24 protein-coding genes and 1 tRNA gene are annotated in these 24,588 nt (G+C 44.5%); 19 read left to right on the top strand and 6 right to left on the bottom strand.

Translation table 11 applies throughout. The features are described 5' to 3' along the window. Positions 1–51: 51 nt before the first annotated feature. From QUA62_RS17165 to QUA62_RS17105, 13 genes are all read left to right on the top strand, one after another. Positions 52–726, top strand: coding sequence for a HEAT repeat domain-containing protein (locus QUA62_RS17165; protein ID WP_333287654.1), 675 nt, complete (start codon positions 52–54; stop codon positions 724–726). Between the two features lie 177 nt (positions 727–903). Beyond that, positions 904–1,158 carry a hypothetical protein gene (locus QUA62_RS17160; RefSeq protein ID WP_006633832.1) on the top strand — a complete coding sequence of 85 codons (255 nt, stop codon included), beginning with the start codon at positions 904–906 and terminating at the stop codon, positions 1,156–1,158. 233 nt (positions 1,159–1,391) lie between these two features. Beyond that, positions 1,392–2,507: an inorganic phosphate transporter gene (locus tag QUA62_RS17155; RefSeq protein WP_333405627.1), complete on the top strand. Its 1,116-nt coding sequence runs from the start codon at positions 1,392–1,394 to the stop codon at positions 2,505–2,507. A gap of 139 nt (positions 2,508–2,646) precedes the next feature. Continuing rightward, positions 2,647–2,988 (top strand): metalloregulator ArsR/SmtB family transcription factor, encoded by a 342-nt coding sequence (locus QUA62_RS17150; protein ID WP_333405626.1) that lies wholly within the window; start codon positions 2,647–2,649, stop codon positions 2,986–2,988. A 104-nt stretch (positions 2,989–3,092) separates the two neighbouring features. Then, the gene (locus tag QUA62_RS17145) at positions 3,093–3,797 is read left to right on the top strand and encodes an MIP/aquaporin family protein (protein ID WP_333405625.1); all 705 of its coding nucleotides are present in this window, start codon (positions 3,093–3,095) and stop codon (positions 3,795–3,797) included. Positions 3,798–3,804: 7 nt separating this feature from the next. Further along, the gene (gene arsH, locus QUA62_RS17140) at positions 3,805–4,464 is read left to right on the top strand and encodes an arsenical resistance protein ArsH (RefSeq protein ID WP_333405624.1); all 660 of its coding nucleotides are present in this window, start codon (positions 3,805–3,807) and stop codon (positions 4,462–4,464) included. Positions 4,465–4,528: 64 nt separating this feature from the next. Then, positions 4,529–4,924 (top strand): arsenate reductase, glutathione/glutaredoxin type, encoded by a 396-nt coding sequence (arsC, locus tag QUA62_RS17135; protein ID WP_333405623.1) that lies wholly within the window; start codon positions 4,529–4,531, stop codon positions 4,922–4,924. A gap of 231 nt (positions 4,925–5,155) precedes the next feature. Further along, complete coding sequence (arsS, locus tag QUA62_RS17130; RefSeq protein ID WP_333405659.1) at positions 5,156–6,142, top strand: arsenosugar biosynthesis radical SAM (seleno)protein ArsS; 987 nt, start codon at positions 5,156–5,158, stop codon at positions 6,140–6,142. Between the two features lie 175 nt (positions 6,143–6,317). After that, positions 6,318–7,043 (top strand): TVP38/TMEM64 family protein, encoded by a 726-nt coding sequence (locus QUA62_RS17125; protein WP_333405622.1) that lies wholly within the window; start codon positions 6,318–6,320, stop codon positions 7,041–7,043. Between the two features lie 295 nt (positions 7,044–7,338). Next, on the top strand, positions 7,339–9,903 hold the full coding sequence (locus tag QUA62_RS17120; RefSeq protein WP_333405621.1) for an ATP-binding protein: 2,565 nt from the start codon (positions 7,339–7,341) through the stop codon (positions 9,901–9,903). Positions 9,904–10,149: 246 nt separating this feature from the next. Beyond that, on the top strand, positions 10,150–11,049 hold the full coding sequence (locus QUA62_RS17115; protein ID WP_333405620.1) for a class I SAM-dependent methyltransferase: 900 nt from the start codon (positions 10,150–10,152) through the stop codon (positions 11,047–11,049). Between the two features lie 64 nt (positions 11,050–11,113). Then, positions 11,114–11,842 carry an HAD family phosphatase gene (locus QUA62_RS17110; protein WP_333405619.1) on the top strand — a complete coding sequence of 243 codons (729 nt, stop codon included), beginning with the start codon at positions 11,114–11,116 and terminating at the stop codon, positions 11,840–11,842. Positions 11,843–11,962: 120 nt separating this feature from the next. Then, positions 11,963–12,035: transfer RNA gene (locus tag QUA62_RS17105), tRNA-Ala, on the top strand. Between the two features lie 68 nt (positions 12,036–12,103). Here the strand turns inward: QUA62_RS17105 and QUA62_RS17100 are convergent. The 3 genes from QUA62_RS17100 to QUA62_RS29410 form a co-directional block, all read right to left on the bottom strand. Beyond that, complete coding sequence (locus QUA62_RS17100; protein WP_333405618.1) at positions 12,104–14,023, bottom strand: ATP-binding protein; 1,920 nt, start codon at positions 14,021–14,023, stop codon at positions 12,104–12,106. 148 nt (positions 14,024–14,171) lie between these two features. After that, entirely contained in the window at positions 14,172–15,062 is an 891-nt protein-coding gene (locus QUA62_RS17095) for a PhnD/SsuA/transferrin family substrate-binding protein (RefSeq protein WP_333405617.1), read from the bottom strand. Between the two features lie 252 nt (positions 15,063–15,314). Beyond that, positions 15,315–15,518 (bottom strand): 7-cyano-7-deazaguanine synthase, encoded by a 204-nt coding sequence (locus QUA62_RS29410; protein ID WP_445301677.1) that lies wholly within the window; start codon positions 15,516–15,518, stop codon positions 15,315–15,317. A gap of 743 nt (positions 15,519–16,261) precedes the next feature. On the opposite strand from QUA62_RS29410, the gene urtA reads away from it, so the two are divergent. The 6 genes from urtA to urtE all read left to right on the top strand — a co-directional run bounded on the left by urtA (position 16,262) and on the right by urtE (position 22,849). Next, the gene (gene urtA / locus QUA62_RS17085; protein ID WP_333287679.1) at positions 16,262–17,581 is read left to right on the top strand and encodes an urea ABC transporter substrate-binding protein; all 1,320 of its coding nucleotides are present in this window, start codon (positions 16,262–16,264) and stop codon (positions 17,579–17,581) included. 325 nt (positions 17,582–17,906) lie between these two features. After that, a complete protein-coding gene (locus QUA62_RS17080; protein ID WP_333405616.1) occupies positions 17,907–19,061 on the top strand; it encodes an ABC transporter permease subunit in 1,155 nt (384 codons plus the stop codon). Positions 19,062–19,088: 27 nt separating this feature from the next. Continuing rightward, positions 19,089–20,231 carry an urea ABC transporter permease subunit UrtC gene (gene urtC, locus QUA62_RS17075; RefSeq protein WP_333405615.1) on the top strand — a complete coding sequence of 381 codons (1,143 nt, stop codon included), beginning with the start codon at positions 19,089–19,091 and terminating at the stop codon, positions 20,229–20,231. A 186-nt stretch (positions 20,232–20,417) separates the two neighbouring features. Beyond that, on the top strand, positions 20,418–21,140 hold the full coding sequence (locus tag QUA62_RS17070; RefSeq protein ID WP_333220064.1) for a TIGR00266 family protein: 723 nt from the start codon (positions 20,418–20,420) through the stop codon (positions 21,138–21,140). 135 nt (positions 21,141–21,275) lie between these two features. Then, the gene (urtD, locus tag QUA62_RS17065; RefSeq protein ID WP_333062859.1) at positions 21,276–22,022 is read left to right on the top strand and encodes an urea ABC transporter ATP-binding protein UrtD; all 747 of its coding nucleotides are present in this window, start codon (positions 21,276–21,278) and stop codon (positions 22,020–22,022) included. Positions 22,023–22,150: 128 nt separating this feature from the next. Continuing rightward, positions 22,151–22,849: an urea ABC transporter ATP-binding subunit UrtE gene (gene urtE, locus QUA62_RS17060; protein WP_333405614.1), complete on the top strand. Its 699-nt coding sequence runs from the start codon at positions 22,151–22,153 to the stop codon at positions 22,847–22,849. A gap of 221 nt (positions 22,850–23,070) precedes the next feature. Here urtE and QUA62_RS17055 read toward each other — a convergent pair whose 3' ends face one another. From QUA62_RS17055 to QUA62_RS17045, 3 genes are all read right to left on the bottom strand, one after another. Next, entirely contained in the window at positions 23,071–23,247 is a 177-nt protein-coding gene (locus QUA62_RS17055; protein WP_333405613.1) for a hypothetical protein, read from the bottom strand. Further along, the gene (locus QUA62_RS17050) at positions 23,180–23,956 is read right to left on the bottom strand and encodes a pentapeptide repeat-containing protein (protein WP_333405612.1); all 777 of its coding nucleotides are present in this window, start codon (positions 23,954–23,956) and stop codon (positions 23,180–23,182) included. Before QUA62_RS17050 ends, QUA62_RS17055 begins: the two co-directional genes overlap by 68 nt. 66 nt (positions 23,957–24,022) lie before the next feature. Further along, on the bottom strand, positions 24,023–24,499 hold the full coding sequence (locus QUA62_RS17045) for a chemotaxis protein CheW (RefSeq protein ID WP_190662984.1): 477 nt from the start codon (positions 24,497–24,499) through the stop codon (positions 24,023–24,025). Positions 24,500–24,588: the final 89 nt, after the last annotated feature.

Below are 24,588 nucleotides of genomic sequence, written 5' to 3'. Positions count from 1 at the left end.
CTATAATCAAAATAACCCGAATGTAAAGTTTTACTACAAGATTTATCCATAATGACAACTTTAAGCTTAGAGCAAATTGCAGCCAAGTTAGAAAGCGAAAATTCAGCCGATCGAATGGTGGCTTTGGCCAACTTGCGGAACGTGCCTGCTGCAGAGGCGGTGCCTTTGATTAAAAAGGTGTTGAACGACGAAAGTTTGCAAGTGCGATCGATGGCTGTGTTTGCTCTCGGGGTCAAACCGACAGCAGAGTGCTATCCTATTTTAGTCAAATTGCTAGAAACAGACCCGGATTACGGCATTCGCGCTGACGCTGCGGGTGCTTTGGGCTATCTGGAAGATATCAGAGCTTTTGACGCTTTGGTGCGGGCTTTTTACGAAGATACTCAATGGCTGGTGCGCTTCAGTGCTGCTGTTTCTCTGGGAAATCTCAAAGATCCCCGAGCTCGCGACGTGCTGCTGAAAGCTCTCGACAGCGAGCAAGTGGTGATCCAGCAGGCGGCAATTTCGGCTTTGGGGGAAATTAAGGAAATTGGGGCGATCGATCGCATCCTCAATTTTGCTCAGTCGGAAGATTGGCTGATTCGCCAGAGGCTGGCTGAAGCTTTGGGCAATTTGCCGAGTGTTAAGAGCGTTTCGGCTTTGAAATACTTAGAAAAAGATAGGAATTCTCAAGTATCTAAGGCAGCAACAATTTCTCTCGATCGCCTGTCCAAAGCAGAAGCGTGACATAAAACTTTTAGTATGTTGAAAAACCCGGTTTATTGAATAAACCGGGTTAATCCGTATTTTAGCAATCTTAATAAAATTTATAGAGTATTCACTAAAACCCGAATGTATTATTTAAGCTGCAAGGCTAAATCGCAAGTTAAAATAGTTGTCAATCTCCTTTAACTCAAACTAACCATGAATCAAGCGCCCAATCCCTTTAACTCAAATCCCTCCAATCCCCTAGACCCCTTGGAGCAAGAAGTTGACGATCAAGGTGAAGCATTGCCGAGACAGTACCACCCGGCAACTAAAAAAACTCTGCAAAAAGTCTTTATTATCCTGGTTGTTGTCGGGGCAATTATTGGGGGAATTCTGTCTATAGGGGTGATTTCGCTGATGCAGAAAGCCGGACTCACTGATGTGCCTGCAAGGGTACAAAATCCTAAGTGAATCGGTGAATTGAGCGTACGGGAAGCGATCGCCGAGCCTTAATTATAATATTGTTCAATATCGTGGCCATGTTGCTGGCGCGAAATTAAGATGCGATCGCTCGCCTTCCAAAGAAATCTTAATATTTTCATTATTTTTTTTGATGCACCTGTGTCTATACAATCAAATTCGGTGCTGTAGCGGCCCTGGTCAAAAAGAGTTTTAAATAAACCACACTTATTCTGAGTAAGAGAATGTTACTTATTGCCCTATTTATCGCCACGTTTTTTTTAGCATACTGCAAGGGTGCTAATGATAATTTTAAAGGCGTGGCGACACTGTTTGGCAGTCAGACCACGAACTATAAAACAGCAATTGGTTGGGCAACTATCACAACATTTGCAGGTTCAATATTTTCTATTTTTTTAGCAGAAACGCTGGTAAAAAGCTTTTCGGGAAAAGGGCTAGTTCCCGACGAGATCGCCAATGGTCAAGATTTTCATTTGGCAGTCGCGATCGCTGCGGGTTTAACCGTTATTCTTGCTACCTTAACTGGATTCCCTATTTCCACAACTCACGGTCTTACAGGTGCCCTTAGCGGTGCAGGTTTAGTAGCAATTGGTACTCAAGTTAATTTTACTGCCTTGCAGAAAAATTTTCTAATGCCTTTGTTGCTGAGTCCCATGATTGCGATTCTATTAGGAGCTTTAATTTATGCGCTGTCTCGCTACCTGCGAGTTTATTTAGGAATCCAGAAAGAATGGTGTATTTGCGCTGGTCAAATTCAACAGATTATTCCGATTCCCCAGCCCGATGCAACTAACATACTTAAGTGCATCACAACCGCTGATGTCGCCGTCGATTCTCTAGATAAATGCACGCAAAGGTACCGGGGAAATTTCTTACAAATCCCCAGCCAAAAGTTAGTGGATGTTTGCCATTTTATGAGTGCGGGAATCGTCAGTTTTGCCAGAGGATTGAACGATACGCCGAAAATTGTTTCGCTCATGTTAGTGGGTCAATCAATATCAGTTCAGTGGGGAAGTTTGGCAGTAGCTTTGGGAATGGCGATCGGCGGTTTATTGAATGCTAAAAAAGTGGCAGAAACCATGAGCAAAAAGCTGACAGCAATGAATACCGGTCAAGGGCTGGTAGCAAACTTAGTGACTGGATTTTTAGTTATTGTGGCCAGTCGTTATGGGCTTCCAGTTTCTACTACCCATGTTTCGGTAGGTTCAATTTTTGGTGTTGGATTGATTTCAAAAAAAGCTAATGTGCGCGTTTTCTATCAGATTCTACTATCATGGATTTTGACCTTGCCAATTGCTGCTACAATCAGTGGCTGCGCTTACTGGGTGTTGCATCGCTAAGAGAATTAATCGTTAGTCCTAGAAGATAAAGAGTTCGCAGTTGATTTGGGATTGCCATCAAAGGATAACCTTACCAAATCTAACGGTAAAAACAAGAAATCGCGCCTGGAGTTCTTGAATAAAAATTTAAGGGTAATTTATGGTTAAAAATTCTACGATCGCGCCGCCTGTTGCAGATAAATTGATTGGTGCTGGCTTTCACGCTCTTTCCGACCCCCTGCGGATTCAAATTTTGGAGTTGCTGCGGGAACAGGAGTTGTGCGTGTGCGAATTGTGCGATCGACTTTCTGTCTCTCAGCCTAAACTCTCTTTCCACCTCAAAACCCTAAAAGAAGCCGGTTTAGTCCGCAGCCGCCAAGAAGGCCGCTGGATTTACTACAGCCTCAATTTGACGCAGTTTGTCGCCCTCGAACAGTACCTCGCCGAATACCGCCGCTTCAGCCAGATCCTGCCGGCGCGCCCCTGTTCCGACGCGGTTTAACCTATCAACATTTCTTAATCACTCAAATACTGATACGGCTTGTTTGAGGATTGACATATCAATTTTTATTGATATGATGTGATGGAACCAATTAGTTGAGAGCGATGGATGCAACAGCTCATCGGTTAGCTTGTGCTCGGCCCGATTGCAGGCGAGAGGCGATCGCCGAATTTCTAGGTACATTTATTTTGGTTTTTGCCGGCACCGGTGCGGTGATGGTTAACAAAACTAGCGCGGGTTCCGTAACTCATTTAGGCGTCAGTTTTGTATTTGGTGCAGTAGTATGTGCCATGATTTACGCGATCGGACACATCAGCGGTGCACACTTTAATCCTGCCGTAACTTTAGGGTTTTGGGCGAGCGGTTTTTTCCCAAAATATAAAGTTTTGCCTTACGTTTTAGCGCAGTGTGCGGGTGCAATCGCAGCTTCTCAACTGCTGCTAATTACTTTAGGTGAAGTAGCAAATCTCGGTGCAACTATCCCTCTTAATGGTCACTGGTTGCAGTCTCTAATTTTAGAAACTGTTTTGACCTTTATCTTAATGTTTGTTATCCTCGGCTCGGGACTAGATAGACGCGCTCACATCGGCTTTGCCGGGATAGCAATTGGGTTAACTGTAGGGTTAGAAGCTGCATTTATGGGGCCGATTACCGGAGCGAGTATGAATCCAGCACGCTCTCTCGGCCCGGCTTTAGTGGGCGGCATTTGGGAACACCACTGGGTTTACTGGGTTGCTCCTATTTGGGGAGCACAATTAGCAGTCGCAGTTTATCGGGAAATATCTAACGGATTTCGGGATTTTAATTGAAAGTATCATGACAAGTTTTACGCACAAACCGAGAATTCTGTTTTTATACGGCTCGTTACGAGAGCGTTCTTACAGCCGCTTGTTGGCGGAAGAATCGGCGAGAATTATTGAGGATTTGGGTGCAGAAGTTCGATTTTTCAATCCTCTTGAATTGCCGATTTACGGCAGCGTTCCCGATACTCATCCGAAGGTTCAAGAGTTGCGGGAATTGAGCCTGTGGTCGGAGGGTCAAGTGTGGTCTAGTCCAGAAATGCACGGCAATATTACCGGCATTATGAAAAATCAAATTGACTGGATTCCTTTAAGCATTGGGGCTGTCAGACCGACTCAAGGTCGAACTTTGGCGGTGATGCAAGTTAGCGGTGGTTCGCAATCTTTTAATGCTGTCAATACTTTGAGAATTTTGGGCCGGTGGATGCGGATGTTTACGATTCCGAATCAGTCTTCGGTTGCGAAAGCTTATCAGGAGTTTAATGACGATGGGACGATGAAGGATTCGCCTTATCGCGATCGCGCGATCGACGTAATGGAGGAACTGTACAAGTTTACCTTGTTGTTGCGGGAGCAAACCGACTATTTGACCGATCGCTACAGCGAACGCAAGGAACAAGCAGCTAAAGAGGCGATCGCACTAGCAAATCGCGCCCTTGAATTACCGGGCGCTTAGAAACCGCTGGAACCCCGACAACAACCCATAACCAACAACTAACAACTCACAACCAACCAAAACCATGAAAAAAGTCATGTTTGTTTGCAAAAGAAACTCCTGCCGATCGCAAATGGCAGAAGGATTCGCTAAAACCATCGGAGCCGGAAAGATTGGAGTCACCAGTTCCGGGTTAGAATCAAGCAGAGTTCATCCGACAGCAATTCAAGTCATGTCAGAAATCGGCATTGATATCACCGATCAAACATCAAACCCCTTAAGCGAATTCAATGCAGAAGACTACAATGCAGTAATTTCTTTGTGCGGCTGCGGCGTGAATTTACCCGAAGCGTGGGTATTGCGAGAAGTGTTTGAAGATTGGCAACTCGACGACCCCGACGGACAACCCATAGAAACTTTTCACCGCGTTCGAGATGAAATTAAAGCACGAGTTGAAACATTAGTTGACTCTCTCAAGTAAGATTAAGTAGACGGGCGGACAGGATGCCCACCCCACAAGAAAATTAACTTTTGTGGAACAGGCCGGAAAGCCTGTTCTTAAGAATGGTGCAAGATGTGAGTTTCAATTAACTTTGTGGCCAATCATTCAAATTAGTCGCTGTCGCATCCAAAGAATTAGTGCTAAATTATGAGAGGCGTTCCGCCGGAACGCCTCTACATTCGTTGCGAGCACAAACCAAAAGGTGAGCACATGATTCAGACAGCAGTCACGCCTTTCAAAAACAAAATTAACTCAGCTTTAACTAAAAAGCAGATTACAGTTTTACAAATTAATCTCGGCAAACGCTGCAATCTCGCTTGCACTCACTGCCACGTAGAAGCTAGCCCGAAACGAACAGAAGAACTTTCCCCGGAAATTTGCGACCAATTAATTGAAATCATTCGCCGCTTTCCTCAAATTCAAACTGTTGACCTCACCGGCGGTGCTCCCGAAATGCTTTACGGTTTTAAACCGCTAGCGGAAGCTGCTAGGGCGGCAGGTAAAGAGGTAATTGTTCGTTCTAATTTGACGATTTACTTTGAAAAAGGTTTTGAAGATATTCCCGAATATTGCGCGCAGCACCAACTCAGAATTGTGGCGTCGCTTCCCTGCTACCAAGCTGACAATGTGGACAAAATGCGCGGCAACGGTGTTTTTGACAGTTCGATTCGGGCGCTGCAAAAGCTAAATCAGTTGGGATACGGGAAAAACCCAAATTTAATTGTAGATTTGGTGTACAATCCACAAGTGCCGGCTACAGACAAGTTTTCGCTAACACCGGAACAAGGCAAGTTAGAGCAAGATTACAAGATTTATTTAGCCGAACATTTTGGGATTTGTTTTAATCAATTGTTCGCGATTACTAATTTGCCGGTGGGACGGACTAAGTTTCATTTGGAACATAAGAAACTGCACAAGCCTTATCTGGGGTTTTTGGAGGAGAATTTTAACCCCGGTACTCTGGAACATTTAATGTGCCGCAACGAATTGTCGATCGACTATTTGGGCAATGTCTACGACTGCGATTTTAACCAAATGGAAAATTTGCCCGCGAAAACTGGCAGCGGGGAAAAGATAACTGTTGCTAAATTGCTCGAATCTGGCAGTTTAGATGTGATTCAAGAGGTGCAAACTGCAGCTTATTGTTATGGCTGTACGGCGGGTTGCGGTTCTAGCTGCGGCGGTACTTTGATTTGAGAAGGAAGAAGGAAGAAGGAAGAAGGAATAAGGAATAAGGAATAAGGAATAAGGAAGAAGGAAGAAACTATGCTCTTGGGCCCGATTCCCGATTCCCGATTCCCGATTCCCGATTCCCCATGCTTTTGGGCCCAATGCCCCATGCCCATATTATTGAGAGTGGAGAGTTGAGGTAATGAATGATTCGCGATCGCCCGGTGAAAATCCCCCAACATCAAACAGGTGGAAGCTGATTTTAGGGATTGGTTTAGCTGTGGCTTTAATTGCTGCGACCAAGTTTTTCAACTTCCAAGGAATTCTGAAAAATGCGCTGGAGTCGATCGCGAGTCTCGGCCCTTGGGGCCCGGCAGCTTTTATTCTAATTTACATTGTAGCAACGGTTCTATTTATCCCTGGTTCTTTGCTGACTCTCGGTTCTGGCGTTTTGTTCGGAGTCGTTGGCGGTTCGGTTTGTGTTTCCATCGGCTCGGTTTTAGGCGCAACTTGCGCTTTTTTAACAGGAAGGTATTTAACTCGCGACTGGGTTTCCAAACAGATAGAGGGCAATCAAAAATTTAAGGCGATCGACTCCGCAGTTGCTTCGGAAGGATGGAAAATTGTGCTGCTGACGCGGCTTTCTCCCATTTTTCCGTTTAATTTACTTAACTATGCTTTCGGAGTCACGCAGGTATCTTTAAAAGACTATTTTTTGGCATCTTGGATCGGCATGATTCCGGGAACTGTCATGTATGTTTATATCGGTTCCTTGGCCGGGAGTTTGACTGCACTTGGAGCGCAAGGGCGATCGCGCACTGCTCCTGAGTGGGCTCTCTACGGCATTGGTTTGCTAGCAACGATCGCCCTCACCGTTTATGCAACCCGCTTGGCTAAGAAAGCTTTAGACGAAAAAATTTCCCCTTGAAACCACAGCGCAAATTGGTAAAATTGTCAATAGTGTTTTTCCCATACATTATAATACATTGCTAATTTAAAAAACTCCGTATTTTCTCTGTGTTATTTACAATTATTTTGTTATACAAACAAGATAGATATTAAAGATATCGTAAAGCACTAACCTCAAGTAGGTAAACCGAAGGTCGAAATATAAAATTGATGCCAAAATAGAAGGCGATCGTGCGCTCGGAATAAGAATTGTTTGGAGTCAGGAATGCAAGTCATACCATTTTAAATTTTAGATTTGAGATTTTAGATTCGGAATGACTGATGACTACCAGGGTCGGGAGCACCGGCCTACAGTTGCATTATTTTCTGAAAGTGGTCTCACGACTTGCCTGATATTAATTCTGCCGAATGACCAATACCGTTTGATGAATTTGATTCGGAGAGAACATTTGATGATGCAAAACCCAGCAAATCAAGCCGGATCTGTGTCTGCGGCGCCCCCACACCAAACAAAAAACCTGCGCCACTTTTGGGAAAACATCACCAATTCTGCTCAATCAAGGTGGCAGCAAGCGCACAGTCTTTGGCAGCACAGACGGCAGCGCCGCCATTTGCTGACCCTGCTAATTCTGGCCACCACGGCTTTAACCATTAGCACAACTGCTTGCATCAGCTATTTTTTTGTGCGCGGGCTAATCCTCGACAATTTAAAGCAAATAGCACTATTAAAACTAGAAAAAGGCACTGACGAAATCGACCGCTGGCTCAGCACTCGCAAAGCAGAAATAGAAACCCTTGCTTACGATCCTACGGTTAACACTCTCAATTGGAAATTAGTCGAACCCAGGTTGCAAGGAGAAATATACAGGTTAAAAGAGTATTTCATCCTGTCATTAACTCAACCGGACGGATCGTTTATCAACACTCTAGGCAACCGCGCGAACAACAAAGACCGCCAACACTTTAAAAAAGCAATGGCAGGGCAGCTCAACGTTTCCGACCCGCTGATCGGCCGCAGTACAAAAGTTCCGACGATCATCATTTCAGCTCCTATTTGGGCCTTACCCCCCGCTCCCAATCAAGTAATTGGAACCCTATCGGGCAGCATTAAATTAGACCGAGTAACATCGGTCGCTAACAGCTTACTGTACGGTTCTGACAGTTATGCTTTTGCGCTCAATTCACAAGGAGTGCCAATTGTTCATCCCAACAGTAACTTAATCGGAAATATCGACCGGGAGACCCCAAGCTTCTTACAGTCACAAGACCCCGCACTCTCCACAATTGCGCGGCAGATGATCTACCGCCAGACGAACATCGAACTGGTAAAAATAGATCATAAATGGGTGTATGTGGCCTATGCTCCCCTCAAGGAAGTTAACTGGTCGATGGCTTTAGTAATTCCCCGCGAAAATATTGAATCCCAACTGCAAGCATTAAATTTGCTGACATCCGTAGTCGCCGGACTGCTCGTCCCGGCAATGCTAGCAGCCATTTGGCTAATTTACTCCTCCGAAAACAATCGCGCTCAAGCGGAGCGAGAAGCCATGCTCAACCGGATTGCTGGACGCATTCGCGCTTCCCTGGAATTAGACCAAATTGTGCAAAGTACAGTCGAAGAAATAGCAAGTTTGCTGCACCTAGAACGGGCTGCTTTTGGTTGGTACAAACCGCAAGAAAAAATGTTACAAATCCTCTGGGAATGTTGCCCATCTGATTCTAGGACACAAGCCATAAAGTTTGAGCCTTACTTTCTCGAAAATGTGTTAGTACGGAGCGCTCAAGGCGAACCAATTATTCTTTCGAGCGACACTTGGGCGGAGGGTGTAACTCAACCGCCCGAATTTAAAGCTAATAGCTATTTAGCCGTACCTGTCCATACTCAGAACCAGCCGCAGGGTTATTTAATTTGCAGCCACGTTACTCATTGGCTTTGGAGCAAGGAGGAAATCCAACTCTTAAAAGCTGTAGCCGACCAACTGGCGATCGCAATTACTCAAGCTCACCTTTACAGTCAAACCCAAGACCAAGTAAAACTCCTTAATAGTGCCTTAAATGAACTGAAAAAGACTCAAACTCATTTAGTGCAGAGCGAAAAAATGTCATCACTAGGTCAAATGGTAGCTGGGATAGCGCACGAAATAAACAACCCGGTTAACTTCATTTCGGCTAATTTACCTCACACCAGCAAATATACTAAAAATTTATTAGAATTGGTGAGTTTATACAAACAAACGTTCCCGGAAGTCCCCCCGGAAATCGCAGACTTTACCGAAGAAATCGAGTTAGACTTTATCGAGGAAGATTTGCCGCATATATTGGATTCTATGAAAATAGGAACCGAGCGCATTCGCAACATCGTTCTTTCTTTGCGTAACTTTTCTCGCCTTGATGAATCTGACAAAAAGCAGGCGGATATTCACGAAGGTATAGAAAATACCTTGCTGTTGCTCTCCAACCGCATCAAAAATAGAATTTATATAGTCAAGAAATACGGAAAAGTGCCTTCAGTCGAGTGCTATCCGTCTCAGCTCAATCAGGTTTTTATGAACTTGCTGAGCAATGCGATCGATGCCTTGAACGAGATCGATCGCCTAGATAAAATCATTACAATTTCCACGGGAGTAGTTCGCGAAAATGGCGGTAAATTTCTGAAAGTGGCGATCGCCGACAACGGCCCCGGCATTCCCGACAGCGTTAAAGACAAAATTTATAACCCATTTTTTACTACTAAACCAGTGGGCCAAGGCACTGGTTTGGGGTTAGCAATTAGCTACAAGATTGTAGTGGATGGACACGGCGGCAGCATCAAAATTTCTCAACCCCCGGGCGGCGGCACGGAGTTTTTGGTAAAAATTCCTATTAGTAACGGGAAGTAATACCATTTTAGATTTTAGATTCTAGAATGGGTAATGACTGATGAAATAATGTTGGGAGCTTGCCTCTAGTTGCATTTATTTTTGAAACAGGTATAAGAAGGAAGTGGGAAAGGAAGCCTACGGATTTTGTAACGGAGGTAACGGATACAGGGAAGAGAGAAGAGGGACTCAACAGTTTTAATTAATGCTAAACTTACGACCGTTGGCTAAAATTAGAAAAGTTTTAGTTTTGGTTAAAGGAGTTTTATGGCTGTTGGCAAGGATACAATTTTCGAGCGCTTTTTGTCGCCCCTGATTCGACTGGCGATCGACGAACAAGCACTGAAACGACTCTACGAAGGTATCGACTGGGAAACAGCGGGCGATCGCTACCGACAACCCGACTTAGTTTATCCCGAATATTACACCAGCCAAAACTTTCACGGCATTAAACGCGGCTACCTCAACCCCAGTGCCGCCGTTTCCTACGATCCAATCACGCAATATGTTTTGCCTCCCCACGAAACAGTCGTCAGGCAAGGCTTAATTGACGCTGTGCGGGTGAAACCGCGCCGAATTATAGATTTGGGATGCGGCACCGGTTCGACAACGCTCATGCTCAAGCAAGCCTTTCCCGAAGCGGAAGTTGTCGGGCTGGATTTGTCGCCTTATATGCTGGTAGTTGCCGACATGAAAGCGCAAAAAGCCGGCTTAAATATCGAGTGGTTGCACGGAAATGCCGAAAGCGTTGCTTTTGGCGATGCCAGCTTCGATTTAGTCGCAGCTTCCTTGCTGTTTCACGAGACGCCGCCTGCTGTCTCGCGGGCAATTTTGCGAGAAAGCTTCCGCCTGCTGAAGGTTGGGGGACAAGTGGCAATTTTGGACGGAAACCAAAAAACTTTGCGGCAGACAGAGTGGCTGACTGATATCTTTGAGGAGCCTTATATTAAGTCTTACGCGGCTGGCAGCCTCGATGCTTGGGCGGGGGCGGCTGGATTCGCGGCGGTGCAAACTCACGAACACTGGTGGGTGAATCAGGTGACGCAGGGCGTGAAACCTTTGCCGGGGGAAGATTTGGAACAGGTGAGGGTGGCGAGGGGGTGGAATTTGCGCGATCGAACTCCTGATTTTGATGGGGATTTACCGGGCATTCCAGCTCCTGCTTGATCTATTAACTGTTGTCTGTTAATGGTTAACTGTTAGCAAACTAATGACTAATGACTCATGACTAATGACTCTAAAAGCAGTTTTATTTGATTTTAATGGCGTGATTGTTAATGACGAGCCGATTCACGAGAAAATAATCGATCGATTGATGCTCGATGAAAATCTCCAGCTCAAACGTGGGGAGTTTCGAGAAGTTTGTTTGGGAAAAAGCGATTGCGCTTGCATTACCGCACTGCTGGAGCGCCGGGGACGATTTCTGACAGAAACATATCTTGAGCGACTGCAGCAGCGCAAGGCCCAAGCTTACAAAGCTCAAATAGATACTTTGGAGAAAGTGCCGATTTATCCGGGTTTGGCAGAATTTATTGACAAAATTCGGGTCGCCGGACTAAAAATGGCCGTAGTTAGCGGGGCAATGCGATCGGAGATAGAATTGGTGTTACATCGGGCTGGTTTGGCAGCAAACTTTGAGTTCATTGTCGCAGGCGACGACTTGACGGCGAGCAAACCAGCACCCGACGGCTATCTATTGGCTGTTGAACTTTTCAACCAGAAATATCCCGACTTTAACCTGCAACCGATCGAGTGTTTGGCGCTAGAAGATACTTTTGCGGGGATTGAAGCGGCGAAAAAAGCGGGGATTCAGGTTGCGGGTGTGACTCACACTTACCCGTTTCACATGATCCAGCGCCAAGCCAATTGGACGGTGGACTATTTTGCTGATTTAGAGTTGGACAGAGTGGCGCAAGTTTGCTCGATCGCGCCCACTGAGTCGGCTGCGGAAAAAACTTGACCTTTTTAGCAGTTACGTGCTAACGTAGGTGACGGTCTGCCAAAGCGAAAGCAAGCAAGACCTGTAAGCCTTTTAGATTCGGCAATCCCGCATCTAAAATGCTAAATTAAAACTCAATCAGGGGAATTAGCTCAGTTGGTAGAGCGCTGCGATCGCACCGCAGAGGCCAGCGGTTCGAGTCCGCTATTCTCCATAGGTCGAATTAGAAATTATTTGTCGTTGTTAACACATTAATGTCCTGATAATAGACAATACGTAGCTTCAAGTTTGAGAGGAGGCGGGGAGTGCGATCGCAAACTCTGCTCCCCCTCCCAAAGATGAAATTACCTCTATTTTACCCCCATGTTTTTCCACAATCTGGTAGCAAATCGCGAGGCCAATACCAGTGCCTTTTCCTGGTGCTTTAGTTGTAAAAAATGGGTCAAATAGCTTGCTTTGGATTGCGAGTGAAATGCCAGGCCCGTTATCGCTAATTCGCACCAGAATTTGGCTACTATCCAACTTTTGCGTCTGAATGAAAATCTGAGGAGTTTTACCTTTTTTAGAGTTATGCGATGACTCTTCTAGTGCATCTATCGCATTTACTATAATATTCATAAATACTTGATTTAGCTGCGCTGGATAACACTCTATTTCGGGCAATTCTCCATAGTTTTTTACAACTTCAATTCCCTGCTTGAGGCGGCTGCTCAAAATCAATAGTGTATTGTCAATGCCTTCATGGATATCAACTAATTTCATTTGAGCTTCATCTAAACGAGAGAAGTTTCGCAAAGACAAAACTATTTGCCTGATGCGTTCTGAACCGATTTTCATAGATTCAAGCAGTTTTAGTAAATCTTCTCTGAGAAAGTCTAGTTCTATCTCTGCGATTTCTTCTGCGATCGCCTCTGTTGGTTGCGGGTATTCCTGCTGATAGAGACTAAGTAAATTTAGCAAATTTATAATATACTCGCTAGCATATTCTAGATTGCCGTGAATAAAGTTAACAGGGTTGTTTATTTCATGGGCTACCCCTGCCACCATCTGACCTAAACTGGACATTTTTTCGGTTTGAATTAACTGGATTTGGGTGTGTTTGAGTTCGTGAAGCGCTGCTGTAAGTTCTTCTGTTCTTTGTTCTACTCGCTCTTCCAAAGTTTGGCGAGCCTGTTCTAATTCATGGGTGTATTCTGCTACCCATTCAACTAATTGATTGATGGATTTGGCTAAGGTACCCACTTCATCTTCTGTGGTGACAGGTACTTGCAAATCAAAATTTGCTTGTTGAGTAATAGTTTTAGCAACCCTCGTTACCGCTTGGAGAGGAAGGGCGATCGCGCGGCTGGTACAGATGGCTAGAAAAATAGCGATCGCGACTGACACTAACATACTCACTACGATGATTTGCACTCGCAATTCCTCAGCTCTATTAAAATTAATGTAAGCTTGTCCCTGCTGTGCCTTAGCTACTTGTGTCATCAAGCTCAAACTCTCTGACAGCCGCTCAAACTTCACATCGAGCTTAACTGCTTTATCCCCTCTGATTAAATCCAATACCTGCTGCTGTGCATCTTCCACTTCCTCTGGTTTTAGTGAGGAGGGAGCTATTTCTTGCCAAAAAGATTTGAGCAATTGAGAATACGAATCTGTCGCCGTTGTGTAACCGTTTAACAGTTCCTTTAATTCAGAAGAATTAACTGCTAATTCTGTGGAATGTTCTTCCGTAAAAAAAGCTAGTTCTGCAATATGTTTTTTGACTACATCCACATCTTTCAAGAACTTAGCAGTTTCATATTCAAACCAGATTGAATCTCCCAAAACTGAGATTAAGCGTTTGGGATGTGACTGCACTGCTTGCACGGAATATTCTAAATCGCTGAGCAAATGTTGTTGCTCATCAGCGAAGGTTAGAGCTTGGAAAGCTTGCTTTTGGTAATAGTCTCCACAGAGCATTCCTCCTGTGGTTCCTAGTACGGCTATTCCAATTGCTAGCGAGTAGCCATAAGTAATTTTTTTTGCAATGCTTAAGCCAGAAATGAAGCGGTTAATGGCAGTCAAGGGAGTTTTTTTGATAGAATTTTTGATGTGGCGATCGCCTTCCGTATCGCCTTCTGTGACAGCGGCTTTATTTTTCCGTCTATTTAGGGTAAGATTGGGGAATTTTACCGCCTTATTTTCTCCCTGTTCAAATTTTTGCATACTAGCAACCTGAGCTAAATTTTAAGAATTTTATTAGTAAATGCACATAAATAAAGTCTCTTATTCGTAGTAGGGGCTATATTCCCTATAGTTTAGGGATTAAGGACTAAAGCTGTACTACAAATTCGGTATTAAATAAAATTTAATATTACAAGACATTACCCTGACCAATGGCTTTATAAGCTTCACGAATCATGTTATAATCACTGTCGTTTGCTGGCACCAGTTTAGCTCCTTGATACTTATCATTAGCTTTCCCAACTAAAATGGCTTCAATTATTTTGTCTTGATTTTCTACCAAGCGAGTGCGGATTTTTTCCACAAGTGTATTAGGCAGGTTGCTACTAGCAACAAACAAGTCACTAGGTAAGGGTAGCCCTGTGGCAATAATCCGAAAATCATTGGTTGATAAACCGTCTATTTTTAGCAGATCTTTGTATCTATTCAAACCAATTCCTAATGCTTCAACTTGTTGTTTTTTAATAGCTTGCAAACCCTTTTTTCCCAACATTGAGATTTGGAAGTCGGATTGGGGATTTAAGCCAGCATCCATGAGAATTTTAATCGGCCCTAGATGACCGCCAGTGGCACCTACTTCCCACATACCTATTGTTTTACCTTTCAACTGTGCTAGGGACTTAATCTCGCTATTGGCAGGAACAAGAATAAGCGAGTGATAGTTGGGGCGGGTGATGGCAATGATGGGAACAGCATTTGTCCGGGCCCGCATAATCACATATTCAGATGGCCCTGTTAGAGCTAATTTTAGCTGACCCGACTGGAGAGCTACGGCTGCTTCTATATAGTTATCTACCGGGAAAAATTCAATTTTTTTCTCCAAAACTTCCCCAATAACAGTCCGAAATGCTTGATAATTTTGTTGTAAATCTTCTGCTCCCTGAATATCAGTTACGGCAAATTCAAGGGTTTCTGGTTCACTGACGGCCAAATTGGAAAAACTGCGATTAGATTGACTTACTGTTGTAGAACAGCTTGCTACAAACAATAGGGAGAACCCAACAAAAGGCCGCCTCTTCATAATTTTTAGGAATTTTAGTGGCAGTTGAAAATTTCATAACTATTATAAGCTATTTGGAATAAGCTTTGATTAAAAGAGATTATCCATTGGTTAAACTCCAGTGCGGAAAAATCTTTAAGAAAATTTTTGATCGGTGTTTGGGTTAGCAGCGTAAGGCAGCGGATATTGTAAACCTAACTGCTTAAACGCTGCCCGTGGTAAGTGACAGGAATCGCAAACGCCACAAGCAACCTCACCGTCGGTGTCATAAGACTAAGTTTTTTCCGAAGGCACTCTCCAATTATTGCCTAATTTAATGATTTCTGTCTTGTTTAGCTCAATCAGCGGTGTTGAGATAGAAATTGCTTCGCCTTCTCTTCCTTGTCTTGTCCCTAACCGCAATACTTGTTGTATGGCTTGAATATAATCGGGGCGACAGTCTCGATAGCCGGAATAGTCTAAAGCGTTGACGCAAATGCAAATGCGATCGGCGTTGAGACTTTCGGCCTAGGCGAGGGCAAAACTTAGGGAAATTGTATACGAAAATTGTATGGCGAGTGGGAACGTAGGTGATGGGGATGTTTTCGGACATTTGATCGAGGGTGCGATCGCGCCAAAAAAGCGTCTGGGTGTCCTGTAACCGTTTTCAAGGGAGCGATCGCCTCAACGGAGATGGATCGATCGGGTACAATCCCCTATCACGAGCACGCCTCCAGAGCAATTTGATTTTATAATCAACACTCTAAGCTGTTTTTTCAAAAAACTATGCTTAATTTGTTAGACGCTGCCCTAATTTTTGCCAGCTCCGTTTTTTAAGAAGCAACACAGAATTTCTGAAAAGTTTAAATAGCGACAACGAGCGTGTTAAAATCACTGCTGTACTTTTTTGCTGAAAAAAGCTGCTACAATCCCTATCTAGCAAGGACTTCAGCTCCTAGGAGCGATACGGCATTAATTTTTTAAAGCGACAAATAATTTGTTATTCGACAATCAGGGTGATTTACACAAGTGTGATCGTACTCAAAGCGCAGTGCGATCGCCACCCGTTTTGAGATACTGTACTGTAAATTGTCGAAAATTGTCTTTAAACTTTAATTTACTTAATAATAAATTTTGTATCCAAAAATACAACTCTCTTATTAAGGGAGTCTTAATATCAAGTCGCTATGTGTTATTATTCTCAATCATCTGACTCATCTATTCAAGAGTAACAAGAAAAAATGACAAAGCGATTCGATCGGCGGAAATTTATTTTATACAGTTCTGCTACCCTAACATCAAGTTTATTTCTCAAAGCTTGTAGAACTCCAACTCCAACAACAACTCCCGCCGCTTCTCCCACATCAACAGGAAATACACCAGCAGCAGCCGGGGGCGGAAACACGATCAAAGTAGGAATTTTGCATTCCTTGAGCGGCACGATGTCAATCAGCGAAAAAAGCGTTGTCGATGCCGAACAATTAGCGATAGAAGAAATTAATAAAGCTGGGGGTGTCCTCGGAAAACAAATCGAAGCAGTAATAGAAGATGGCAACTCAGACTGGCCGACTTTTGCCGAAAAAGCCAAAAAATTGATCGACCAAGATAAAGTTGTCGCCGTCTTCGGCTGCTGGACATCCGCCAGCCGCAAAGCAGTATTGCCAGTATTTGAAGAAAAAAATCATATGCTCTGGTATCCCGTACAATACGAGGGTCAAGAGTGTTCCAAGAACATTTTCTACACCGGGGCTGCGCCGAACCAGCAAATCGAACCAGCAGTTGACTGGCTGCTAGAAAATAAAGGCAAAAAATTCTTCTTAGTCGGGTCTGACTACGTTTTCCCCCGCACGGCAAATACCATTATCAAGGCACAGCTAGCAGCCAAAGGCGGCGAATTAGTTGGGGAAGATTACATTCCTTTGGGCGGGACAGAAGTCACGCCAATTATTACTAAAATTAAGGCCGCTTTGCCAGACGGGGGTGTCATTTTCAATTCCCTCAACGGCGACAGCAACGTAGCATTTTTCAAACAGTTGCAGGGTGCAGGTTTGGGGCCGGACAAATATCCGTCAATGTCTGTCAGTATTGCTGAAGAAGAAGTAAAGGCGATCGGCGTAGAATATCTTAAAGGCCATTACGCCGCCTGGAATTACTTCATGACTGTGGAATCTCCGGCTAATACAAAATTTGTGCAAGCTTTCAAAGCAAAATACGGCAACGATAGAGTGACTAACGACCCGATGGAAGCAGCCTACATCATGGTTTACCTGTGGAAGCAAGCCGTCGAAAAAGCCGGGACAGCCGACGATTTGGAAAAAGTGCGGGCAGCAGCTTTGGGTCAAACCTTTGACGCGCCAGGGGGCACAGTAACGATGGATGTTAACCATCACCTTTCTAAATTTGTGCGCTTGGGCGAAGTGAGAGAAGACGGTTTGTTTGACATCGCTTTTGCTACACCAGCAGCAGTGAAGCCGGTGCCTTGGAATCAATTTGTCGCTGAAACAAAAGGCTTTTCTTGCGATTGGTCAGACCCCGCCAAAGGTGGCAAATTCCAAGCTTGATAAGTAGGTAATACCAATTTTTTTAAGGTTGGCAAGGTATCTTTTATCTCCCTACGCTCCTTTTATTAAGGGCGGACAAGAGCGTTCTTGCGTCACCCCCTACTCCCCTTAATAAAGGGCAACAGGAGTCTTCAAAGTCCCCCTTCATAAAGGGGAACTTGAGTCTTCAAAGTCTCCCTTATTAAGGGGGGTTTAGGGGAATCGAGATACTCACTCTAAGCATAATTTATAGAAAAATTGACGCTTAAGTTGACACCAAGGGGGTAAAATCCGCCCCTAATTATCCGCGAACAAAGTTAACCGACTTGATGCAGGAGTAACAAAATTGGCGATATTAGATGGTTTATTTAACGGCCTTAGCATCGGCGCAGTTTTACTAATTGCCGCCTTGGGATTAGCGATTATTTTCGGGCTGATGGGCGTCATTAATATGGCTCATGGCGAGTTGATGATGCTGGGGGCTTATACAACTTTCGTGGTGCAAAATGTCTTCAAAGGTATGGGAGGATTCGCTTTTGAAACCTATATTTTATTTGCGATTCCCCTAGCTTTTTTAGTGGCTGCATTGGTAGGATTAATTCTGGAACGCGGAGTGATTCGCTATCTTTACGGGCGGCCGCTAGAAACTCTGCTGGCAACTTGGGGTGTAAGTTTAATTTTGCAGCAGTTTGTCCGCAGCGTCAGTTGGGTGCTGGTAATTGGAATTGCGGTGTTTTGTTTGCTGTTTTTTGGCGGTTTGCGGGTGCTGAAATCTCGCCTGGATTTCGATCGCATTCGCAGCAAAATTATCGCGATAATTTTGCCTTTATCTTTGGGTATTTCCTGGGCGGTGAGCGCCTTTTTAGGGCAAACTTACAAACTGGCAGTAACTCAACCTTGGTTTGGCGCTCAAAATGTGGATGTAACTGCACCGAAATGGTTGCGGGGCGGCATACCGCTGGGCAATTTTCAGTTGCCCTACGCCCGAATTTTTATTATTGTCCTGACCGGAATTTGTTTGGCGGGAATTTACCTATTTTTGCAAAAATCTGTGTGGGGATTGCGGATTAGATCCGTGACGCAAAATCGCAGCATGAGCGCGTGTTTGGGAATTCCTACCGAACAAGTAGACGCGCTGACTTTTGCTTTGGGTTCGGGGTTGGCAGGTGTCGCTGGGTGCGCGATTAGTTTGATCGGTTCGGTAGGGTCAAATACCGGACAAAATTATATAGTCGATACCTTTATGGTGGTGGTTGTGGGCGGTGTCGGCAAGATTGTGGGGAGTGTAGTTGCTGCGATCGCGATCGGCACTGCAAATTACCTGATCGGTTCGGGAACCTTAGCAATAATGTTCGCTCCTGTCAAGCCTTTAGCCGACTTCTTCACATTTTTCGCCACAACCAGCATGGCAAAAGTAATGGTATTCGCCTTAATTATGGCTTTTCTGCAAGTGAAGCCGGGAGGGATTTTCCCGCAAAAAGGGCGGACAGTAGAAAATTAAAAATTATAACTGCGAGTGTAGCGAAAAATGCAGAAAACACATCAAAAACCCTGGCTAAAAGAAGCGGCAATTGTCAGCGCGATCGCCCTCACATTCATCTTACTCATCCCAGGAATACTCCCCGACGTTCGGCTCAATCAATTGGGGCGATTTTTAGCACTAGCAATTGCCGCCCTCGGCATAGACTTGATTTGGGGATACACGGGTTTGCTGAGTCTCGGACACGGTGTATTTTTTGCGATCGGCGGCTACGCCTTAGCCATGCACCTAAAATTGCAAATTCCCCCAACCGCCAGCAGTCAATTGCCAGAATTTATGAACCTCTACGGCGTTACCGAACTCCCCTGGTTTTGGCAACCATTTTATTCATTTCCCTTCTCAGCATTAGCAGTAGTTCTCATCCCCGCCATCTTGGGCGCACTTTTAGGTTATTTAGTATTCCGCAATCGAATTCGAGGCGTTTACTTTTCAATTCTTACCCAAGCAGCAACCATTGTATTTTTCAACTTCTTTAACGGTCAGCAAAAACTGATTAACGGCACTAACGGACTCACCGACTTTAAAACCCTGTTCGGAGCCACAGTCAATGACCGAGATACTCAATATATTTTCTACATTCTCACCCTACTATTTCTAGCAGCAACTTATGCCCTCTGCCGGTGGTTGACCAGCGGGCGTTTCGGTCGGCTGCTAGTAGCAATTCGCGACGACGAAGTGCGGCTGCGTTTCTCAGGTTACAATCCCACAGGCTACAAAGTTTTAGTCTTTGCAATTTCCGCCGGCTTAGCCGGGATTGCAGGCGCATTATTTACCGTACAAACCGGAATCATTTCGCCAAAAGCAATGGATATTGCCTTTTCAATTGAAATGGTAATCTGGGTCGCAGTGGGAGGTCGCGCCACATTATCGGGAGCAATACTGGGAGCGTTGCTAGTCAACTTTGGCAAGAGTTTCTTGAGCGAACAATTTCCCGAAGTGTGGCTATTTTTCCAAGGCGCGCTATTCTTAATAGTAGTAACAGTCCTGCCCGACGGCATAGTCGGATGGCTGCAAGATCAAAGTTTCGACCAAATCCGCGCCCTGTTCAGAAAACCGAAGTACGTATCTACTTACCCCAGCCTGGAACAAGACCCCCAAGTGCAGCTCGAAAAAGAAGAACTTGAACATTGAGTGCAAAAATATCGTGTAATTTATAAGTAGGTGGAAATAAATCAATTTCACTTGCAAGAGACAAACAAAGCAATCACAATAGACTTGGGAAAAGCTGCGTTTCTCTCGGAGGAGACGCAATATATATGTCCACCTACTTAGATATCCCTAGCAAACAGCTTCGTTCTTTAACTTGAGGGTCAACATATGGCAGATATTATTGACTACAAAATCTACGGCGACGATTTGCAACTCATCGAGATTGAACTCGACCCCAAAGAAGGCGTCAGGGCTGAAGCTGGAACCATGACATACATGGAAGGCGACATCCAAATGCAAACATCCACAGGCGGCGGCTTATTTCAAGGTTTCAAACGGATGCTGACAGGAGCGGGTTTTTTCATTACCACCTTTGTCAACGCCGGCAATCGTAAGGCCCGCGTCGCTTTTGCCGCGCCCTATCCGGGTAAAGTAATTCCCCTAGATTTAGGGCAACTTGGCGGTAAATTTTTGTGTCAAAAAGACTCATTTCTCTGTGCGGCCAACGGCATTGAAATTGAGGTAGCATTCACCAAGCGGCTGGGTGCCGGTTTCTTTGGCGGAGAAGGTTTTATCCTGCAAAAATTGCAGGGTGACGGGCTAGCTTTTGTTCATGCGGGAGGAACAATAGTTGAGAAAAATTTGGGAGTTGGCGAAGTGTTGCGGGCGGACACTGGTTGTTTGGTAGCTTTTGCGCCGACTGTAGATTACGATATTCAGTTTGTGGGCGGGTTTAAAAATGCTCTATTTGGCGGCGAAGGCTTGTTTTTAGTCAAGCTAACCGGGCCTGGAAAAGTGTATTTGCAAAGTCTGCCGCTCTCGAAATTAGCTGAGCGAATTATGGCTGCCGCTCCATCTCCACTGTCGAGCAGTTCTAGCAGTTTTACTTGAGAGTAAACTGCCAGCAAAAAGTAGTAAGTATGGTGTCAGAGAAGGGCAAAAAATCTCCTTAAGAAGGGAGGATATTTGCCTGCCACACCTACAAGAGGTATGGGTTGTTCTTCATTAGTGAGTTAATTGTTAATTATGAATGGAAAAGTCTTAGAAATAGAAAACTTGACTGTTAGTTTTGATGGTTTTAAAGCCATAAACGGTTTAAATTTTAGTATGGACGCGGGCGAACTGCGAGTTATTATTGGTCCCAATGGTGCGGGCAAAACAACTTTTCTCGATTCAATTACCGGGAAGGTGCAGCCGACAGAGGGCAGGGTATTATTTAAAGGACAAAATTTACGCAAGTTGTCGGAAGATAGGATTTCGCGCTTGGGAATTGGTCGCAAGTTTCAGACACCGCGAGTTTACTTAAATTTAACGCCACGCGAAAATTTGGAATTGTCTTGCAGCCGCCATAAAAATGTTTTTTCGACTTTGTTTAAGCCTGCTTCGGCTGCTGAAAAACGCACGGTTTCCGGTTTGTTAGAAACAATTGGTTTAGTTGCTAAAGCTGATATTTCGGCTGGTTTGCTTTCTCACGGGGAAAAGCAGTGGTTGGAAATTGGAATGTTGGTGGCTCAATCTCCTGATTTGTTGTTGGTAGATGAACCTGTGGCGGGTTTGACGGATGAGGAAACGATGTTAACTGGAGAGTTGCTAATTTCGCTGGCGGAAAGTCATTCGGTGTTGGTAATTGAACACGATATGGAGTTTGTGCGGCAAATTGCGCGGCAGGTGACGGTGTTGCATCAGGGTGCGGTTTTGTGTGAGGGGACTATGGATGAGGTGCAAAATGACGATCGGGTAATTGAGGTATATTTGGGCAAACCGGAAGAGTAAGAAGAAGGAAGTTCGGCAACGGATTGTGTAACGGATGTAACGGATGGAAGGAAGAAGGAAGAAGGAAGAAGGAAGAAGTTATTTGTTAGTTGCTACTAATTCCCAGGCCCAATTACCAATTAAAAACTATGCTACAAGTCTCTAATTTGAATGTTTACTACGGCGAAAGTCACATTTTACGCGATGTCGATTTAAGCGTCAGGGCGGGGCAAATGGTTTGCTTGATCGGCCGCAATGGTGTGGGCAAAACTACTATGCTAAAAACGATTATGGGGTTGCTGCAACCGCGCAGTGGCACTATTGCTTTTGGCGGAGAATCTATTGCTTCTAAGTTGACTCACCAGCGGGCTAGATTAGGCATTGGTTATGTGCCTCAAGGGCGCGAAATTATTCCACGTTTGACGGTGAAAGAAAATCTATTGTTGGGTTTGGAAGCGAAACCAACCAAAATCAAAAATCCTGAAATTCCTGATGAAATTTTTGAGTTATTTCCGGTTTTGAAAACTATGCTCGATCGCCTGGGAGGTGATTTGAGCGGGGGACAGCAGCAGCAGTTAGCTATTGCTAGGGCTTTGATGGGTGAGCCGCAGTTGCTGGTTTTGGATGAACCTACGGAAGGGATTCAACCATCCATTATTTTAGATATTGAAGCTGCCGTGCGCCGCGTAGTTGCTACTAGGGGAATTTCTGTTTTGTTGGTGGAGCAACATTTGCATTTTGTGCGGCAAGCTGACTGGTATTATGCTATGCAAAAAGGCGGCATTGTGGCTTCTGGAAGCACTAGCGAATTAAGTGATGAGGTGATTCAGAGGTTTTTGGCTGTTTGATTCAGAAGGAAGTTCGGCAACGGATTCGCTCGACGGATGTAACGGATGGAAGGAAGAAGGAAGAGGGAAGAAGGAAGAGGGAAGAGGGAAGAGGGAAGCAGGAAACGAGGCAACGAGGCAGAGCCTCTAGATATTTATTCCCAAGCAGAGTCTGGGAACAAGGAATCAAAAAACTTGTATTCAGTCTCCGTAGGCGGACACAAGTTTGACAATAAGCGATTTCAATCGCCCAGGAAACGAGGCATTTTCCTTCTTCCTTCTTCCTTCTTCCTTCTTCTTTCTTCCTTCTTCCTTCTTCCTTCTTCCTTCTTCCTTCTTCCTTCTGCTATATTATTGATTTTTTCGGCCGTCGGGCATTGTGGTGCCGGCCATACTTGCTCGATCGATACTAGCGCCATCTATATTAGCATTGCGGAGGTTGGCATCGGAAAGGTTGGCATCTCTCAAGTCGGAAAATCGCAGGTCTGCACCGTCTAAATTTGTCTTTGTCAAGTTAGCTTTTCTGAGGTTAGCGTTGCTGATTCTCGCTCCCACTAATTCGGCTCCGCTTAAGTTTGTGCGAGCTAGATTGGTGTTGACAAAATCTGAGATCTCGAAGCGACTACCGCTGAGGTTGGCATCTGATAAATCTGCTCCTGTAAGGATGGGATTTTTTAAGTTAATGTTAACTAATTTTACGGCTCGGAGGTCGCAGCGGGAGCAGCTTTGAGTTAGCAGCAGCATTTCGACGTTGGCGTTGATTAGGTCGATTTGTTGTTGGGAGAAATTTTCGGCAAATTCTGGGGATACGTAGCCGAGGTTTTTGGGGTCGTCTGCTTTTGGTTGGGGTGTTTGGATTGGTTGGGGTGTTTGGATTGGTTGGGGTGCTTGGATTGGTTGGGGTGTTTGTGGTTGGGGCGTTTGTGGTTGGGGTGTTGGGATGGGTTGGGGGGTTGGGATTGGTTGGGGTGTTTGGAGGGGTTGGGGTGTTTGGATTGGTTGTGGTGTTGGGATTGGTTGGGGTGTTTCTATTTGCCCGATCGCACTTAGTTGTAGCCCCACCTTCGGCAGTTCGAGAGTTCCTGCAAAAATTAGTAGGGCGATCGACATGATTGTGAGTTTTTTCATAAATCAATAAGTTTTTGTTTGCATAAATACCATTCATCTGGTATAATACCTCGAAAAGTGAACACCCTACATTTCGCTAAGTAGATCGAAATTCAGATAAAAAACTTCGGAACCATCAGGTGCGCGAATTAACTTTTCTATTACCGAAGGCAGTTGCTGTTGACGGTACAATTCGGGAATCTCGCAGAAGCTTTCTTCGGTAATTTCCAAAATTTTTGGCATATCAGGAATGGGAATCCCCAACCGATCGCTTTTATTTAAGGTACAAATAATCAGGTATTTGCACTCAGCAAAGCTCGGACTGCTGGGAAATATTGTGGATAAATTAATTATCGTAATCAGTTCTTCTTGATGCCGCAATAAACTATTACCGTTAGGTAAAATACCGTAGGCATTAAAGTTTTTAACAATGCGCTCCACTCGTTCAATAGGAACAGCATAGTAAATATTTCCTAGTTCAAACGAAACAAATTTTTTAGGGGCAATTCTAACAGTGGCTTGTTTCTTGCTCCGAAATCGGCGATTGTAATTGGCGTGAGTCATTGGATTTTAGATTTTAGAAGTATTTTATTGAAGATTGAAGATTATTTGATTGATAATTGAAGATTGAAGATTATTTGATTGGAAAGTGA

This window comes from Microcoleus sp. MON1_C1 (genome assembly GCF_036701945.1).
GTDB lineage: Bacteria > Cyanobacteriota > Cyanobacteriia > Cyanobacteriales > Microcoleaceae > Microcoleus.
Note: the sequence above shows the minus strand (reverse complement) of the source record. Positions and strands in the feature narration are given on the sequence as shown.

Excerpts from the sequence above, each read along its gene's own strand:
- QUA62_RS17110 (WP_333405619.1), top strand. The coding sequence starts at position 11,114 with ATGACTCTAAAAGCAGTTTTATTTGATTTTAATGGCGTGATTGTTAAT.
- QUA62_RS17115 (WP_333405620.1), top strand. The coding sequence starts at position 10,150 with ATGGCTGTTGGCAAGGATACAATTTTCGAGCGCTTTTTGTCGCCCCTG.
- arsC (WP_333405623.1), top strand. The coding sequence starts at position 4,529 with ATGAAAAAAGTCATGTTTGTTTGCAAAAGAAACTCCTGCCGATCGCAA.
- QUA62_RS17155 (WP_333405627.1), top strand. The coding sequence starts at position 1,392 with ATGTTACTTATTGCCCTATTTATCGCCACGTTTTTTTTAGCATACTGC.
- QUA62_RS17055 (WP_333405613.1), bottom strand. The coding sequence starts at position 23,247 with ATGGCGCTAGTATCGATCGAGCAAGTATGGCCGGCACCACAATGCCCG.
- QUA62_RS17160 (WP_006633832.1), top strand. The coding sequence starts at position 904 with ATGAATCAAGCGCCCAATCCCTTTAACTCAAATCCCTCCAATCCCCTA.
- urtE (WP_333405614.1), top strand. The coding sequence starts at position 22,151 with ATGCTACAAGTCTCTAATTTGAATGTTTACTACGGCGAAAGTCACATT.
- QUA62_RS17165 (WP_333287654.1), top strand. The coding sequence starts at position 52 with ATGACAACTTTAAGCTTAGAGCAAATTGCAGCCAAGTTAGAAAGCGAA.
- QUA62_RS17145 (WP_333405625.1), top strand. The coding sequence starts at position 3,093 with ATGGATGCAACAGCTCATCGGTTAGCTTGTGCTCGGCCCGATTGCAGG.
- urtD (WP_333062859.1), top strand. The coding sequence starts at position 21,276 with ATGAATGGAAAAGTCTTAGAAATAGAAAACTTGACTGTTAGTTTTGAT.
- urtA (WP_333287679.1), top strand. The coding sequence starts at position 16,262 with ATGACAAAGCGATTCGATCGGCGGAAATTTATTTTATACAGTTCTGCT.
- QUA62_RS17045 (WP_190662984.1), bottom strand. The coding sequence starts at position 24,499 with ATGACTCACGCCAATTACAATCGCCGATTTCGGAGCAAGAAACAAGCC.
- QUA62_RS17125 (WP_333405622.1), top strand. The coding sequence starts at position 6,318 with ATGAATGATTCGCGATCGCCCGGTGAAAATCCCCCAACATCAAACAGG.
- QUA62_RS17150 (WP_333405626.1), top strand. The coding sequence starts at position 2,647 with ATGGTTAAAAATTCTACGATCGCGCCGCCTGTTGCAGATAAATTGATT.
- QUA62_RS17050 (WP_333405612.1), bottom strand. The coding sequence starts at position 23,956 with ATGAAAAAACTCACAATCATGTCGATCGCCCTACTAATTTTTGCAGGA.
- QUA62_RS17100 (WP_333405618.1), bottom strand. The coding sequence starts at position 14,023 with ATGCAAAAATTTGAACAGGGAGAAAATAAGGCGGTAAAATTCCCCAAT.
- urtC (WP_333405615.1), top strand. The coding sequence starts at position 19,089 with ATGCAGAAAACACATCAAAAACCCTGGCTAAAAGAAGCGGCAATTGTC.
- arsH (WP_333405624.1), top strand. The coding sequence starts at position 3,805 with ATGACAAGTTTTACGCACAAACCGAGAATTCTGTTTTTATACGGCTCG.
- QUA62_RS17095 (WP_333405617.1), bottom strand. The coding sequence starts at position 15,062 with ATGAAGAGGCGGCCTTTTGTTGGGTTCTCCCTATTGTTTGTAGCAAGC.
- QUA62_RS17070 (WP_333220064.1), top strand. The coding sequence starts at position 20,418 with ATGGCAGATATTATTGACTACAAAATCTACGGCGACGATTTGCAACTC.
- arsS (WP_333405659.1), top strand. The coding sequence starts at position 5,156 with ATGATTCAGACAGCAGTCACGCCTTTCAAAAACAAAATTAACTCAGCT.
- QUA62_RS17120 (WP_333405621.1), top strand. The coding sequence starts at position 7,339 with ATGACTGATGACTACCAGGGTCGGGAGCACCGGCCTACAGTTGCATTA.